Below are 15713 nucleotides of genomic sequence, written 5' to 3' on the forward strand. Positions count from 1 at the left end.
TATTTTTTCCCATCATTGAGTTCAGCCAGTTTCGACAAGAATTAAATTGAGATTAACAAGTGTCGCTGCAGTGATCTCTAACGGCTGCATCTTAGTTTAACAGTAATTAATATAGAAGTCTAAGGATTCGTCTATGTTTTTATAGTTAGAGTTACTCATGGTAGGTTCATAATGTTCTCCTTTATCGGATGATCATATCCATTGGAAGGATAGCGTATCATCATGTTATTAGCGGCGATTCGCTCTTTTGAAAAATATTCAATGTGATAGGAAATGATGGGGATCTTCATCAGTTCAAGCCACCCATTATAAACACCATCGATAAAGGCCTGGCGCCACGCTGAGCGGTGTTCAATCAGGAGACAGTCATGAAGCTGCTCTTTTTCAATCACCAGTGAGAAGGCTCCGTTCTCGAGATGGGGTTCAAAGGGGTAGGTCCGGCATTGGATAGGTCGATAGTCTCGCAGACAACCGTGGGCCAGATGGCAATAGATATAATACATTTTTTTAATTTTAGGGGGCATCGTGTAGTGCTTCTGACTGTGCAGATCGTAATCGGTCACGACCTCACATTGCATATATTCATATTCAAGGGGTAATAGATACATGCCCAGGCGCTTACCTTTGTCATCAATTCGGCGGCAACAATGATAACCACAACATTCCCCACAATTCCCCGCGATGATCGTTTCATCCATCAAATCATAGGCTTTTTCAAAAATGGCCTGATAATCCCTTCGCATTGGTTTTTTATTCTTATCTGTCACGGGTACTCCAATCGTTTAATTCTATAAATATATCTTCTCTGTTAATGCGCAAATCATCGCCTGGACACAGTGAAGGGTGGCTGGCAGCGGAGCTTTCGACCGCCTAGGTAGGTTTTATCCCCGGAAAGTCCGTGGCAAAGGCTGCTACACTTTACACAGCTGCATGAGGCGATCCAGTTCGGCCAGGGTTTGCTCCTTTGGTAAAACATACTCGCTGTTCGTCATATTGGTAAAAAAGTCATCAAAGGCGGCAACCACATTGGGCTCATAAATTTCAAAGACTTTAAAAACCAGCTGATTATTTTTGCGGTAGTGTAAAATTACGCGAATCAGATTCTGCTCATTGGAAAATTCGGTGGAGCCATTCATAAAGATCTGCTTTTCATCGATGGCATAATAAGAGCGACGATTGTTGGCCAGATCATCGCGAACCAACCGGACCAGGTATAAGCGATCAGCGGGTTTGACAACATGATAGACTTCATCAGGAAAGTTCAAGCGTCCATCCTGCATAAACTGTTCAAGATTTTTTAGCGAAAACACATTGATGATGCTGGGGTTTTCCCGCTGAATATTGCCAAAATGATTGACAGCCACCTCCAGCAGCGTTTGATAATAGGGAAAATCTTTATTCATATTTGCTTCCAATAATTCCCGGTTCATGTAGTAGGCAAAACAGGGCAAGGGCTCGACCACATGCTTTAACTGGCGAATCTGTTCCATGGTATAGACCTCAAACAAATCAGTGCTTTCTTCAATAAAGGTTTGGGATTTGGCAACCAGGTGATCAAACTCGGTGCGATACACGTCAATGATGGCCGCATCCTGATATAATACCGCCTGATTAAAATCAGCTGAAATGGTGATGACCCGTTCGGAAGTCAGGATAAAATACGGAAACAGCGCTGTTACTGGCGTGTTGGCTGGACTTTCTGGCGAAAAATAATAATAACAGGAACGATAGTTGATATTTTCCAGTAGGGACAGGGCGATCAGATGATGAAGCGCCGCCAATGCCTGGTCTGGTTTGTCGGCCGCTGCCTGTTGACGGAAACCCAACACATCCGCGAGGTTCAGTTTTTTCTTATTGCCCATCATCTGCTGAAAAATGTAATCGTACACCTTGCTTTCAGTATGGGGAATGCACAGTTTCAGGTCTGGTTGGGCGGCGAAAAAAAGTTCCTGATTGATGCTGCTTTCAATCAGATTCAAAACCGCCATGGGATCGGAGCAGATGCCGATGGACGCGGTGGCCGGCTGGTTTTCCCGGTCGCCGGTTTTCCGGTTGACTTCTTTTGAAAAGGGAATCTTATATTCGGTGAGTTCAGAAATCATTTCAATCAGATCAAAGATCTGGCGACGGCTGTAAGAGACGGTCTCCCCGACCCGGGCGATTTCCAGCAGTTGGGCGAGTTCATCCTGCTCAACCGGTGAAAGCCGTAAAGCCCGGCCCAGATTGCTGAAAAACTCTGGGGTTGGCAGGCGCTCGCCGGATTTGATTCGTTGCAGAGTGGTGCGATTGATGCCGCCAATTTCGGCCAGGGACGCAACGGTTTCACCGCTCTCGCTAATCAGTTCTTCAATTCTTTTGCTAAATAAGGTCATATGTCCTCCTGGGATTTTGATGTAAAATGATGCCCCATTGTTATGGGTATTTTGGGGCAATGGGTCATTTGCAGTTATCCGAAATCTCCGGATAACTGATTTTTGCCAAGGCATATTTACCAATTTCATGATTAAGCAACTTCATAATTGTCAACTCGTCGATGGCGTCAGTCAGGGCGTTGTGCAACTCGCAGTAAGCCAACTCCTTGCTTAACATCCGGTAGATGGTCTCGACGCCGTAGCCGCGCTTCAATCGGCAAAAGGCGGGATGCTGGGATTGTGCTGCCGATAGGCCGCCACTTTCACTAAAGGAGACCTACATCCTTTCGGTTAAGAGTCGATGAAAATGGCGGTTGTTTTCGACAAGCATCGGGCTGTTAACGGTGATGATCTGGCGGTAGGCCTCGTCTAGGGCTTCCGGAGGCAAATCTCGGTTAATGCGAAAGAGCGCACCCCGGACCCGCTCTTTCAGGATGACCTCGCGGTGATCCTGACGCTCCGGGAGCTCGCCCTCCGGGGAAATATCCGGGCCAAAGGCATAAGTGTAGCCCAGCGTGGTGAGTATTTCAATGGCGGCCTCTTCCAGAAAGGCCTCGGTGAATGTTTCGGATAAACTCATAGTGTCTCCCTTTTTTTGTTAACGATATTTTAAAATCTCCGGCTTAGTCAATTGATAATGTCTAGCTCTGCTTTTTCCAATGCCTTCGATAACTTGTTTTTTCTGTAATGAGACAAACACCCGCCTTACCTGAGCCGGAGATAACCCGGTTAATGAACTTGCCTCTTTATTGACTATTTTTTCATTTTTCATCAAATATTCGACGATTAGTTTTTCATTCGGGTTTAATTTGCTCATTATCCGCTCGTTTCCGCTCATCATCAAAATCATCGCTCTCATCAACTCTTTGTTTTTTCATTTTCACAAAGAAATTGGATTGATTTGAAAAAAATTCTACCCGATTTTCATCATCAAACGATTCTTTAATTCGCTTTAACCCACTTCCCCGTCGTTCCATATAATCCAGGCGATTAAATATATCAGCTAAAACGAGATTTCGTCGAATCGATGAGATTCTGTTAATGTCAACTTCCTGAATGTTTTTCCCGTCATACATGCCACCTGGCGACACAATTTCCATGCGAACATCATAGATATCAATATGGATTTCTGCTCCGATAATATTATAATCCCGGTGAATCAATGCATTAACCAACGCTTCTCTTACTGCATCTTCCGGATAATCAATAAATTCGATGCGTTTGGCACCTTGAATCTTCCATGCTTTTTGAGAATTATTTTTCACAAAAGAAATACCTTCTTTTAAAAGCATGATGATGTTGCCACTATATTCCTTATCATCAATCGCATCAATTGTCCGCTTGCCCTTGCTTTTTCCCATCCATCGGGTAACAGAATATTCGTGATTGCAACAAGGTGCATTCATCCGATAATAACAATCCTGCATAGGACAGATAATCAGCCTGATCAATCATCCGAAAGGATAAGTAATCTTTTCGACCTTCAATTCTTTTTAATGTTTTAATTATTTACGTTATTTTTTAGCTTTTATCTTGCTAAAAATGATAATAAAACTAATTGCTCAAATAAATTAAGTTAATCGATCACATAATTCCTGATATTTCTGATTGATATCAAACGAAACATCTCTTTTATAGAATCGATAGTTATCATTTTGAAATGTTGTTACATAAAGGTATTTTATCTTTACAGGTCGTTTTTGTTTAACTTTTCGATCTGAAGTATCAAGTAGAGAAAAGCCATCAAAAGAACCACCAGCCAATAAACCAATTCCAAATAACCCAGAAATTACTTTTTCACCCGCCGTAAAATGGACATCTTCCTCATATTCTTCTTCTCCAATATCATGGCCAAGACCATAATCTTTGATATTGCTGATCTTTAAATTTATATCACCAAACGAAATAAATGCTGGCCTGTTATTTCCATGTAATACAATATTTTTAGCAGCCAACCCTTTAGAACGCATTTCAGTATCAAACTCAACAGCATCACCTGGGGAAACAAATGCCGCATTTGTGACGTCTGTTATATGAAAAAATAAGTTTGTGCCATTGTCCATACGGATAAAACCATATCCTTTGTCTGTGTTATATTTTTGTACGATTCCTTTCATATTCAACCTCCTTGGCGTTTGAAAAACGCCACAGCACGCATAATTACGGGATATTTTTAACATAAAAAATATAACTCCTCACCAGATTGTGATAAAATTGAGTTGCTCATAAACAAATCTATCAACCTGAAAGGAGTTATATCATGACTATTTTATCACAAAAACAGCTTTCTTTGGCTGAAGTTTATTCTGATTGTACTCATTTTTTTAATATGACAAACATCACTTTCTTTCACTACTGGAAGAGAATCTGAATCTTCATGCGTTGATTCCACATTCATTTTATCAGCATTACTATTCGGCTCATGGCCGATATCGAGATTTTGAACTTTGTTCGATTCTCTGGGCGCTGATCCTGCAGCGGATTTTTTTCATGTCCACGGATGCACTCCTGATTACTTTTCTCAAGTTTTCCAGAGAACTCCGCGATTTCTGCGGTTTTAACCGGGTTCCCCATGCATCGCAACTGATCGTTTCAAAAAACATACCTGATGGACTTACAATCGCTTTTTCATCGTCTTGTTGATGTAACTGAACCGATCTGCCAGAAAATTGATGCCGATAAAGCGATGATGACTATTTTTGACACCTCCGGAATTGAAGCTTACGTCACTGAAAACAATCCAAAATTTGCCAATATAATTATTAAGCAGCTCACTCAAGGCATTCAAAAAATCTCACCAGCTTGATGACGCCTATGATCCCTATAAGGCTGCTTACGGTTCAATGCCCACTCACGCAAAATCCAACCCGGAAATCAAACAGCTCTACATTAATGGTCATTTCTGTTACGTCTACAAATTCGGCATCATCACCAATGGACTTGGCATTGTCCGGGATATCACTTTCTATGATGCGGATTGCCCGGTTATGCAGATGGGATTCCCTGTTGTCCAAACGATCCTTCTCTTCCCATGAAATCCGAAGGTCGACCCAAACGAAAGAACGGCCTGTTCGGTTTAAATTCACCTGTCCCAAAACAAAATGGATCAAACTGGAAGCCTGGAAAGACAAACGTCAGTGCTTCTGTGAAAATCCCTGTACTCCGTCTTCCTGTGGTCAGATGTTTTACATCTATCCTGAAAAAAATCTCCGAGCCTACCCCGGAACCCTTCGTGGGACACTCGAATGGGTTCGGATCTATAAAATCCGGGGCGTCGTTGAACAATACATCAATCATTTCAAAGACAGTTTCTGTCTTGCCAACCGTAAAACTCAGAATGCCAAGACACTTCACGCCGATTTGCTGTTGGCCGGAATTACCCAGCTGATTACTGCAATTTTTTCCGATACTATTCATCAGCATCAATACTTACGCAGTCTTAAACCACTCGTTGCCTAGTTGGACTTTTTATCTTCTTTGCCCAGCTTTAATTTTTGCGGCTTATTTTTCATCTTCTGCAACATTTTCTTCGCTTTGTTGTTCGTTTCCCTTCTGACTTCATGAAGTCTGTCCGTTTCTCACCACCAAATTCTCTGAGCTCTAAATCTTTTTCATTTCGCAATTACCTAGATAAAAAACATACCCCAAATAACGAAAAATGCACAAAACCTGGCTTTTTTTAATAAAGTTACATCCACATTTGCATACCCATTTTCAAGGTTGCATACTCCTATGCACAACAACTATTGACCTTATTAAATTGTATTAATCTCTGCATGATTATTTCATAGGCCCGGCCCTGATAGGGTTCGATCATCTCCACTAGGGTTTTGACGACGCTGGTGGGGGTGTAGAATTCGCCACCGCCCTTGCCTTCAACACTGGCAAACTGACCTAGAAAGTATTCATAAACCCGGCCCAGCAGATCTTTTTCGCCACTGTCATGGAGTTTAATGGTGGAGATCAGATCAATCAGTTCTCCCAGCCGCCGTTTGTCAATTTCCGGTCGAGCGTAGCGTTTGTCCAGCACCCCTTTTAAGGAGCTGTTTTCTTTTTCGATTTGGATCAGGCGTCGTCGATATACTGACCGATTTTGACATCCTTGGCGTAAAGGTCCAGCGGGCTTCTTTGGGGACCCAGAAGATGTTCTCGGCTTCGTATTCATCCCGGTCTTCTTCAAAGCCTTCCCCCTTCGGCCAGGAGTTCCTTATATTTGGTTTCAAACTTGTCGGAAATATATTTTAAAAAGATCAGCCCCAGGACCACGTGCTTGTATTCGCTGGCATCCATGCTGCCTCTTAGTTTATCGGCTGATTTCCAGAGGGTTTCTTCAAACCCGATTTTGCCTGTATTTTCCATTGTTCCTCCGTCTTTTTGATGGTTGATATTATTGGTATGGTCCCAATTTCCGCGGTTGGCTTTGGCGCTTTAGGGATTGCCACATCTTTTTTATTATACGCTTTTTCCGCGTCACTGACTAGAGCAAATTTCACTTTCCAGGCAACGCATCTTCTTTTTATTCACTTAATCGATCAACCCACCGGCCAATCCAATCGCCCTGATTTGAGGATGATGCACCCCCCCGACTTAGTAAAAACCATTATCAATGGCCAGTTTTGCCTAATGGGGATCGGTCGGAATTTAGTCAAAATAATCACCCTGGCCATTAAAAATCAGGGTAAAAAAACAGGTTAAATTAATAAATAAACGAAGCTCACAACCCAATCTGAAGAAGGCAGCATAATTGATTGGGATAGCGGATCACGCCGATGCCATACCCCACCACTAAGTCAGCTATTTTTGCCTTGATCGCTTTATCGATGTGGCCGGGAAAATAATAGTCAAAAGCTTCACCTTATGAGTGGCAGGAATCGGGGACACCGCTGTCAGATAATCAGCATCACGCTCAGAAAAAGTCCGAGAGTCAATCATAATACACTGGTCACAGGCATTCATTCGGATCATTTACCGCTGTTTTAAGATCGACTAAAAAACAATATCACGCAACACTGCATCTTTTATCGCCATTTAGAAGCGTTTATAACCGTATGCGGATTCGCTTAAGTGATAGGCACTTTAACCAAGGCCTGCCGGCTCCCTCAGGGCTAGTGGAAAATCGCCGTGGCTTCCCCGGTCAGCTGATCTTTGAGAATGCCGGTCAACCACAAAAAGCCCGGAACCGCCTGAATCTTTCAGGGTGTTCCGGGTTTTGAATAAGCTGTGATCCCACTGATAGGATTATCAGTGCGGGGGTCAATTATTTCTTAAAATACTCTAGCCGTTCCAGGACTTTTGCCATGGTTTCCAGGAATTTTTTCTGTTTGTCCCGTTCACTTTCGACCACCTTTTCCGGCGCTTTATCGGTGAAGCCTTTGTTTCCCAGCTTCTGGGTGACCCGGTCAATTTCCTGCTGGAGTTTCTTTTTTTCAGTTTCCAGCCGGGTGATTTCTTTTTCTTTATCGACCAACTCGTCAAGGTTAATATAAATTTCCAGATCTTCCACCACGGCAGAAACATAGTTATCTTTTATATCGGCTTTGGTAATCGGCAGAATCGTTGAAACCGAAGCCAGCTTCTGGAAATAATGGAGGGAGTCGGCCATCAAGGCCAGGTGTTTCGGGTTATTGGAAATCAGGAATAACTGGGTCTTTTTGGAATTAGGTACATCCATTTCAGCTCGGATGTTGCGGATGCTGCGAATCGCAGCCATTAAAAACTCGACCTGTTTTTCATCTTCCGGGAAGACGTAAGCTTCATTGAAGTGGGGCCACTGGGCCACCATGATGTCACCGGTGGTACCCGGCAGGTAGCCGTTAATTTCTTCAGTAATAAAAGGCGTAAAGGGGTGGAGTAACCGTAGGATCGTATCCAACACCACGCGCAGGGTGTACTGAGCCGAGATCTTGGTCTGCTCTTCCTCGCCATATAACCGTGGCTTCACCAGCTCGATATACCAGTCACAGTATTCGTTCCAGGCGAAATCATAAATTTTTGAAGCAGCGATGCCCAGTTCATACTTGGTCATATTATGGTTGACTTCAGTAACGATGGTGTTCATCCGACTGAGAATCCATTTATCAGTGTTTTCTAGATTGGCGATGGCGGTCTCTTTTTTATCCATAATATCTTCATCAAGATTCATTAAAACAAAGCGGGCAGCGTTCCAGATCTTGTTTAAGAAATTACGGCTGGATTCCACCTTTTCATCCTGCCAGCGGATATCGTTGCCGGCGGAATTACCAGTGATGATGGTAAAACGCAGCGCATCAGCGCTGTAGGTTTCGATCAGTTCCAGCGGATCGATGCCGTTACCCAAGGACTTGCTCATTTTGCGGCCTTGCGAATCCCGCACCAGACCGTGGATATAAACATCTTTAAAGGGTGTTTCGCCCATTTCGAAGAGGCCCATAAAAATCATCCGGGCGACCCAGAAAAAGATAATATCATAACCGGTGACCAGCACCGTGGTCGGATAGAACTTTTTCAAATCCTCAGTGTTTTCCGGCCAGCCCAGGGTTGAGAACGGCCATAGGCCGGAACTGAACCAGGTATCCAGGACGTCTTCATCCTGACTAAGCTGGGTGCAACCACACTTGGGACAGCTTTCAGGGGCTTCTTTAGAAACCATCATCTCCCCACAATCGTCACAATAATAGGCGGGAATGCGATGTCCCCACCACAATTGTCGGGAAATACACCAATCTCGGATGTTTTCCAACCAATTATAATAGATTTTATTAAACCGCTCGGGAATGAAATCGGTCTCGTGGTGGCGTACCGCATCTAGGGCCGGACCCGCCAGCGGCTCCATTTTGACAAACCATTGCTCAGAAGTCATGGTTTCCACAGTTGTTGAGCAACGGTAACACTCGCCAACATTATGCTGATGTTCTTCTATTTTTTCTAGCAGGCCCAAATCTTTTAGATCTTCGACGACCGCCTTGCGACAGTCATAGCGATCCATTCCGGCATATTTTCCGGCCAGCTCATTCATTGTACCATCATCGTTAAGTACCCGAATTTGCTCCAGATGATGACGGAGTCCCACCTCATAATCGTTGGGGTCATGCGCCGGCGTCATTTTAACTACCCCGGTTCCAAAGCTCATATCCACATAGTCATCAGCGACAATGATGATTTCTTTATTGAGTAATGGCAAACTTACGGTTTTACCGATCAAGTGTTGATAGCGCTCATCTTCCGGATGAACAGCTACCCCACTGTCCCCCAACATCGTTTCAGGACGGGTAGTGGCAACCACCAAATAGCCATCACCATCGGTTAGCGGGTAACGGATGTGCCATAAATGGCCCTGTTGTTCAGCGTATTCAACCTCAGCTTCAGATAGTGCTGTTTTACAGGTAGTGCACCAGTTGATAATCCGGCTGCCCTTATAGATCAGTCCTTTTTCATAAAGATTGACAAAGGCTTCATTAACCGCCTGACTACAGCCTTCATCCATAGTAAAGCGTTCCCGGCTCCAGTCGCAAGATGCTCCCAGTTTCTTTAGCTGGTCGGTAATTCGAGTTTTGTAGGTCAACGCCCAGTCCCACGCTCGCTCCAAATAAGCTTCTCGACCAATTTCCTGTTTAGTTTTGCCTTCTTCTTGCCGGAGTTTATCCACGACTTTAACTTCAGTAGCAATACTGGCATGGTCTGTTCCTGGTAACCACAACGCTGAATAACCATCCATCCGTTTATATCGGGTTAAAACATCCTGGAGGGTGCCATCAAAGGCATGGCCCATATGGAGTTGTCCAGTTATGTTTGGAGGGGGCATCACAATGGTAAAGGGCTTGCCGTCAGGATTGACCTCTGGTTTGAAGTATCCCTTTTCCTGCCAACGGGTATAGGTTTGATCTTCGACTTCCTTCGGATTATAAGTTTTTGACATTTCTTTTTTCATTTTTGCTCCTGCTCTTCTTAATGGTCTTCTATTTCCTTGATTTTGTAGGAATCCTGTTGCGGCTCAGTGAGTGACTTTCGAGTAGTATAATCGGCGATCAGGTTTCTACAGAGTTCGATTGTTTTACTCATCGATCGTTTTTGCGCTTCCTCTGACATATTTTCTGACATTCGCTTAATAATATATTTATTTTCAAACAAAAAATCAACCATCGAGGTCAAATCTTTGATCTTATCTACTTTGATGGCCATTCCCCCATCAACAAGATAATCGGCGTTCTCTTCTTCCTGTCCAGGATAATAAAACGGAATAATCATGGGGATGTTTTTAACAATCGCTTCCGTTGTAGTAAGCCCCCCGGGCTTAGAAATGATAGCATCGGACTCATCCATCAACTCGGACACGTTGTTCACAAACCCGTGAATTTCAACGATTTTTTGATCATCTGTTTCCTGGGCATAAAGATTTTTAATATCTTTTTCAATCTTTTCATTATTTCCACAGACAACGATAATTCGGATTTTTTCTTTTACCTTCAGCAAGGATGAAAAGGCTTTCTCCATTTGTTTGCTGCCCAAACTGCCGGCCATGAGTAAGATCGTGCCTGCCACATTGGCGGTCTCCTTACGTTCAAGATGGTTGTTTTTTAAAAAGGTTTGCCGTATCGGGATGCCATAGGGATAAATGATCTCTTCAGCAACACCTTTGTCAACCATCGTCTGTTTCGTATAATCGCTGCCAACAACATAAGCGTCAATCATTTTTTTCAGATAAAGGGTATGAATCTTATAATCCGTAACGATGGACAACACCGGTACATCAAAAGCGTGATGTTCTTTTAGTGTACCTAATACATTGGTAACGAACGGATGAGTGGTAATGATTAAATCCGGTTTTCCAGAATTGATCAGTGGCACAATATCAGGGTTCATGACCTTTGTCAGAGCCTGAAAAATCCCCTGCTGGAAACGATTCATATTATTGAACTGATTGTACATTTGCTCGTAGAGCTTGGGTACATTTACCACAATTTGCTGGTAGCCTTTGGTAATCAGACGATCGAGGGTGATATTCGTCTCTTTAAACGCATCATAAACCTCCGTTTGATAGCCAGCCTCGTCCAGGGATTCTTTTAACGACTGAGCAGCCAAATTATGACCAGCACCGGTCGACGCTGTAAAAATAAATACTTTCGACATGACAAACCTTATTCTTCGAATTCTTTAGTGAATTTATAATTTACCCGCATCAGTTTTCCACCCATTGCTTCTTCTTTTCTTTTTTCAACAAAATAAATTCCACCAAAAACCATTAACATTCCCGCAACTACGGCAGAAAATCCGACGAATATTTTCTTTAACATAAGAATCCTCCATATTTAAAATTGATTTGCGTTACTTTTTAATCACTTAAGAAAATGGTCCCTATCTCTTTGCCATCCAAAATATCATAAAGGGTTTTACAATCTTCACCAGAAGCGATGATCACATCGATACCGCAATCAGTGGCATATTTTGCTGCCCCAAGTTTAGTAATCATCCCTCCAGTGCCCAGACATGAGGTGCTACTTCCGGCGCTTTTCATAATTTGGCCATCGACATGATGAACTGTTCTGATTAGTTGGGCCTCTTTATTAAGTACCGGATTGTCATCGTAGAGACCAGCCACATCGGACAAAATTATCAATAGGTCAGCATCCACCAGGTCAGCTGTCATTGCTGAAAGGATATCATTATCCCCAAAACATTCTTCCTGGATTTCGTCTGTAGCAATACAGTCATTCTCATTGACAATAGGGATGATTCCTCCTTCTATCAGGGCGTTGAAGGTATTCATAGCATTATTTCGCTTGATTGAGTGGCTGAAAACATCTTTTGTCAGTAAAATTTGTCCCACAGTCTGGTGATATTCATCAAATAATTTATGATAGACACGCATCAGTAAGCCTTGTCCCACCGAAGCGGCAGCCTGCTTTTCTTTGAGGGTTTTCGGTCGCTCTTTCAGCTTCATCCGGTTCATTCCGGCACCGATGGCGCCAGACGAGACGAGCACCATTTTCTTACCACTATTCTCAAGATCGGTCAAAACCCTAGCCAAGATTTCCAATTTTCGGAGATCCAGGGTTCCATTAGCGTGGGTTACTGAGGTTGTTCCCATTTTAACTACTATTGTTGTTGCATTTTTAATCTTTTCTCGCATCTAAATCTCCTAAGGTGTGTATCCTAGTTAATTATTATATCAAACAATGGGAAAACATCAAAATCTTTTTTATTCTTAACTGCATCCTGTGGTTGTCCCGCAGTCCAGACATAATTTGCAAGTTCCATTGCGCATCATCCGGTCACTGCCACAATGACTGCAGGTTTCTCCGTATAATACCTCGCTGGCTACATCTTTATTGTAATCCTGGATGGGATTATCAGCACTGATGCTTTTTACCATGTTTTGCTTATTCATCAGAGTAAAATTTTTGGGTTTAACCTGGCAGTTTGAAAAATCACCATGTTCAATATCAATCACTTTGCTAATCAAATCAGAAATTGATGAAGCAAATTTGATGTAAGGATGGCGAGATACAAAACCAGATGGTTCATATTTTTGCCCTCTGAGCATCTTAGAAATTTGATCGGGCGGGATATGGTATTGAAGCATGTTGGATATCGATTTGGATAAGGATGCCAGTAATCCTTTGACGACCGTTCCTTCTTTGTCAGTAGAGACAAATATTTCAGCGATGCCACCATCTTCATAAAAACCGATGGTAATATAGAGCTCGATATCGCCGATTTTTGCCGCATGGGTTCGACTGAGCCGCATGCCTTCGGGCCGGACTCGGTTCAGAGCTTTTGTTGATCCTTCTTTTACCAGTGCAAGCAGCTCAGCATAAGAGTAGTCGTCGAGTGCCTTGTCACGATCGTCTGCCATTCCCGAGCTTAACGGCTGAGAAGCTTTGCAGGCATCTCGATAAATGGCTATTGCCTTGGTCCCCGTCCGATAAGCCAGTAGATGGATATTCTCGACATCTTCCACTGATGCATCATTAGGTAAATTTACCGTTTTAGAAACTGAACCACTGATCATTGGGGTGATGGCAGAGACCATTAAGACGTGACCCATTGGTGAAATGGTGTTGGCACTATCAAAAACAGGCAAATGTTCGGGTTTGATATAAGGAGCACCGGCTACGCCTTCATGTAAAAAATAGCCATGGCTGTCTTTTTCAAGTAAGTAAGTCAGGATTTCGCTGATTTCTTTTTCACTGTAACCGAGATTATAAAGCGCCATTTCCATAACTGGATTGACAATCTCCATGGACCCGCCGCCGATCAGTTTTTTAAAAACCACATGATTATAAAAAGGTTCTATCGATGTAGCGCCGCAGTCCATAGCAAACGAAATGGTTCCAGTTGGTGCGATGACGGACACCTGGGCGTTTCGATAGCCATAGGCATCACCGGCTTCTTCCGCTAGTTTCCAGGCTCTTTTTAATTGATTGCTGATATCTTTAAAGCCGATTTTTTGTAGCAGCTCATGGTTAATCTTAATCGGATCATAATGCAATTCTTCATAGCTGTCAGTTCGGCTGCCAGCAACACGACTGTGGTTGCGAATGACCCGTTTCATATAGGGTTCGTTGATTTCATATTTTGGAAAAGCACCAATTTTCCCCGCCATCAGTCCCGAAACATAGTAGGAGGTCCCGGTCATGATACCTGTGATCGCGGCGATCAGATTACGACTTTCTGCTGAATCATAGGGAAATCCCATGGCTAAAAGCAAGGATGCTGCATTGGCGATGCCGAGACCAGTGGTTCGAAACAGATAACTTTTTCGAGCAACATCTTTGGTTGGGAATTGTCCGTGGTATATGGAACCTTCCAAAGCGCATTGGATTAATCCAACCAAGTGAATGTAGTGATCAAGTGAAAAGCTGTTATCTTCCTGATTATAAAATTTGAAGATGTTAATCGATGCTAAATTACAAGCCGTATCATCTAAAAAGGCGTACTCCGAACAAGGATTGGTAGCATTAATTCGGTTGTTTTTTTCGTTGATTTTACCATTTTCGCCCCCTGGGCATGTATGCCAAGCATTAAAAACATCATCAAATTGAATGCCTGGGTCAGCACATTCCCAGGTGGCTTGATTAAGATGATTCCATAATTCCTTAACGGGCACTTCTCGATCAACCTTATCATCAACTCGGCCTTTGAGTTTCATTTTATGATCTGGTTCATTTTTCAGGTTTAAAACAGCTTCCATAAATTCAGCGTTGAGACGGACTGAGTTATTGCTGTTTTGACCACTGACAGTCTGATAAGCTTCACCATCCATGGATATCTCGTAACCCATTTTTCCCAGTGCCCGGACCTTTTGCTCTTCTTTTACCTTCCAGTTAATAAAATTATCAATTTCCGGATGATCAATGTCAACGATAACCATTTTAGCCGCCCGCCTAGTTGTCCCCCCAGATTTAATGGCCCCGGCATTGCGATCCAGTCCCTGGAGAAAACTCATCATCCCCGATGACTGCCCGCCACTGGTAAGGCCTTCATTAGCAGCTCTGAGGCTGGAGAAGTTAGTCCCAACACCAGAACCACCTTTAAATAATTTGGTTTCACTGACATAGTGCTCCGAAATAGAGTGATCACCAAGAAGTCGGTCTTCAATTGATAGGATAAAACAGGCGCTAGCCTGAGTTCTTGTGTATCGATCTTCTGATTCAAGCACCTGTTCGGCTTTTTCGTCATAATAATACAAATCATCCTTGGAACCGGCAATTTGATAACTTCGCATCAGACCAGTGTTAAACCACTGAGGTGAGTTAGGGGCCCACATCTGCATCAGGAAGGCATATACCAGTTCATCGTAATAAATTTGCCATTCCTCATCCGTATCGATTAGTCCTTCTTCTTTAATGGCATCCGTCCAGAAACCGACTAGACGATCGGCAATTTCACGCATGCTGTGTTCATAACCGAATTGGTTGGGAACACCTTTTCTTCTAAAGTATTTTGTTGCGATAATATTACAAGCATTTTGAGAATAGTGTTCTGGAAATTCCAGATCTTTCATTTCATAAATGGTTTCACCAGTTTGATAGTTTTTTAACACAACGTCGACAGTTTGCCACTGAAACAGATCATAAACAGTTTTATTTGAATTTTCCAGTTCTTTCGTAAATACTCGTTTAAACAGCTGATTTATTTGATTCAATTTATTTCTTCCTCCTAAATTATATACATGATATTGGGTTGCAACTCTAATTATAAACATAGATGTAGTGTTTAACAATGTATTTTTATGTTTTTAAAGATTGATTTTAAACGCTCGCTTTAAGCAAGTAAAAAGGCCCATCTCAGAGCCTTTTAAAATAGTAGTTAAATAGAGTGCTA

The 15713-nt window shown here is 42.8% G+C and carries 13 protein-coding genes and 2 pseudogenes; 2 read left to right on the forward strand and 13 right to left on the reverse strand.

Translation table 11 applies throughout. From position 1 onward, the window contains the following. Positions 1-155 precede the first annotated feature (155 nt). From U2P91_RS06175 to U2P91_RS06205, 7 genes are all read right to left on the reverse strand, one after another. Positions 156-767: a hypothetical protein gene (locus U2P91_RS06175; protein WP_111886906.1), complete on the reverse strand. Its 612-nt coding sequence runs from the start codon at positions 765-767 to the stop codon at positions 156-158. 144 nt (positions 768-911) lie between these two features. Next, positions 912-2372 (reverse strand): helix-turn-helix domain-containing protein, encoded by a 1461-nt coding sequence (locus tag U2P91_RS06180; protein ID WP_111886907.1) that lies wholly within the window; start codon positions 2370-2372, stop codon positions 912-914. 64 nt (positions 2373-2436) lie between these two features. Next, complete coding sequence (locus U2P91_RS06185; RefSeq protein ID WP_322519270.1) at positions 2437-2589, reverse strand: hypothetical protein; 153 nt, start codon at positions 2587-2589, stop codon at positions 2437-2439. A gap of 99 nt (positions 2590-2688) precedes the next feature. Beyond that, positions 2689-2991, reverse strand: a complete 303-nt coding sequence (locus tag U2P91_RS06190; RefSeq protein WP_242988584.1) for a type I restriction endonuclease — start codon at positions 2989-2991, stop codon at positions 2689-2691. Between the two features lie 18 nt (positions 2992-3009). Continuing rightward, positions 3010-3228: a winged helix-turn-helix transcriptional regulator gene (locus tag U2P91_RS06195; protein ID WP_111886908.1), complete on the reverse strand. Its 219-nt coding sequence runs from the start codon at positions 3226-3228 to the stop codon at positions 3010-3012. Further along, positions 3206-3817: an ATP-binding protein gene (locus U2P91_RS06200; protein WP_162624391.1), complete on the reverse strand. Its 612-nt coding sequence runs from the start codon at positions 3815-3817 to the stop codon at positions 3206-3208. The genes U2P91_RS06195 and U2P91_RS06200 overlap by 23 nt, the downstream gene beginning before the upstream one ends. Before the next feature lie 165 nt (positions 3818-3982). Further along, entirely contained in the window at positions 3983-4528 is a 546-nt protein-coding gene (locus U2P91_RS06205; RefSeq protein ID WP_162624392.1) for a cold-shock protein, read from the reverse strand. Between the two features lie 149 nt (positions 4529-4677). On the opposite strand from U2P91_RS06205, the pseudogene U2P91_RS06210 reads away from it, so the two are divergent. Continuing rightward, positions 4678-5799: pseudogene (locus U2P91_RS06210) on the forward strand (transposase). Positions 5800-6195: 396 nt separating this feature from the next. Here U2P91_RS06210 and U2P91_RS17955 read toward each other — a convergent pair. Beyond that, a pseudogene (locus tag U2P91_RS17955) lies at positions 6196-6770 on the reverse strand (type I restriction-modification system subunit M N-terminal domain-containing protein); the annotation flags it as partial. 36 nt (positions 6771-6806) lie between these two features. Here U2P91_RS17955 and U2P91_RS06225 point away from each other — a divergent pair. After that, a complete protein-coding gene (locus U2P91_RS06225; RefSeq protein WP_162624393.1) occupies positions 6807-7106 on the forward strand; it encodes a hypothetical protein in 300 nt (99 codons plus the stop codon). A 562-nt stretch (positions 7107-7668) separates the two neighbouring features. Here the strand turns inward: U2P91_RS06225 and U2P91_RS06230 are convergent. The 5 genes from U2P91_RS06230 to U2P91_RS06250 all read right to left on the reverse strand — a co-directional run bounded on the left by U2P91_RS06230 (position 7669) and on the right by U2P91_RS06250 (position 15534). Then, the gene (locus U2P91_RS06230; protein ID WP_111886911.1) at positions 7669-10317 is read right to left on the reverse strand and encodes a valine--tRNA ligase; all 2649 of its coding nucleotides are present in this window, start codon (positions 10315-10317) and stop codon (positions 7669-7671) included. Positions 10318-10334: 17 nt separating this feature from the next. Further along, positions 10335-11516 carry an MGDG synthase family glycosyltransferase gene (locus U2P91_RS06235; RefSeq protein WP_111886912.1) on the reverse strand — a complete coding sequence of 394 codons (1182 nt, stop codon included), beginning with the start codon at positions 11514-11516 and terminating at the stop codon, positions 10335-10337. Positions 11517-11524: 8 nt separating this feature from the next. Beyond that, entirely contained in the window at positions 11525-11680 is a 156-nt protein-coding gene (locus U2P91_RS06240) for a stress-responsive transcriptional regulator PspC (protein ID WP_111886913.1), read from the reverse strand. Positions 11681-11718: 38 nt separating this feature from the next. Continuing rightward, the gene (gene proB / locus U2P91_RS06245) at positions 11719-12516 is read right to left on the reverse strand and encodes a glutamate 5-kinase (protein ID WP_111886914.1); all 798 of its coding nucleotides are present in this window, start codon (positions 12514-12516) and stop codon (positions 11719-11721) included. A 75-nt stretch (positions 12517-12591) separates the two neighbouring features. Beyond that, complete coding sequence (locus U2P91_RS06250) at positions 12592-15534, reverse strand: vitamin B12-dependent ribonucleotide reductase (RefSeq protein ID WP_111886915.1); 2943 nt, start codon at positions 15532-15534, stop codon at positions 12592-12594. Positions 15535-15713 lie beyond the last annotated feature (179 nt).

It is taken from the genome of Acetobacterium sp. K1/6, from assembly GCF_034438075.1.
GTDB lineage: Bacteria > Bacillota > Clostridia > Eubacteriales > Eubacteriaceae > Acetobacterium > Acetobacterium carbinolicum.

Coding starts and splice junctions, on each gene's coding strand:
- U2P91_RS06180 (WP_111886907.1), bottom strand. CDS start 2,372: ATGACCTTATTTAGCAAAAGAATTGAAGAACTGATTAGCGAGAGCGGT.
- U2P91_RS06185 (WP_322519270.1), bottom strand. CDS start 2,589: ATGTTAAGCAAGGAGTTGGCTTACTGCGAGTTGCACAACGCCCTGACT.
- U2P91_RS06190 (WP_242988584.1), bottom strand. CDS start 2,991: ATGAGTTTATCCGAAACATTCACCGAGGCCTTTCTGGAAGAGGCCGCC.
- U2P91_RS06195 (WP_111886908.1), bottom strand. CDS start 3,228: ATGAGCAAATTAAACCCGAATGAAAAACTAATCGTCGAATATTTGATG.
- U2P91_RS06200 (WP_162624391.1), bottom strand. CDS start 3,817: ATGAATGCACCTTGTTGCAATCACGAATATTCTGTTACCCGATGGATG.
- U2P91_RS06205 (WP_162624392.1), bottom strand. CDS start 4,528: ATGAAAGGAATCGTACAAAAATATAACACAGACAAAGGATATGGTTTT.
- U2P91_RS06225 (WP_162624393.1), top strand. CDS start 6,807: ATGGTCCCAATTTCCGCGGTTGGCTTTGGCGCTTTAGGGATTGCCACA.
- U2P91_RS06230 (WP_111886911.1), bottom strand. CDS start 10,317: ATGAAAAAAGAAATGTCAAAAACTTATAATCCGAAGGAAGTCGAAGAT.
- U2P91_RS06235 (WP_111886912.1), bottom strand. CDS start 11,516: ATGTCGAAAGTATTTATTTTTACAGCGTCGACCGGTGCTGGTCATAAT.
- U2P91_RS06240 (WP_111886913.1), bottom strand. CDS start 11,680: ATGTTAAAGAAAATATTCGTCGGATTTTCTGCCGTAGTTGCGGGAATG.
- proB (WP_111886914.1), bottom strand. CDS start 12,516: ATGCGAGAAAAGATTAAAAATGCAACAACAATAGTAGTTAAAATGGGA.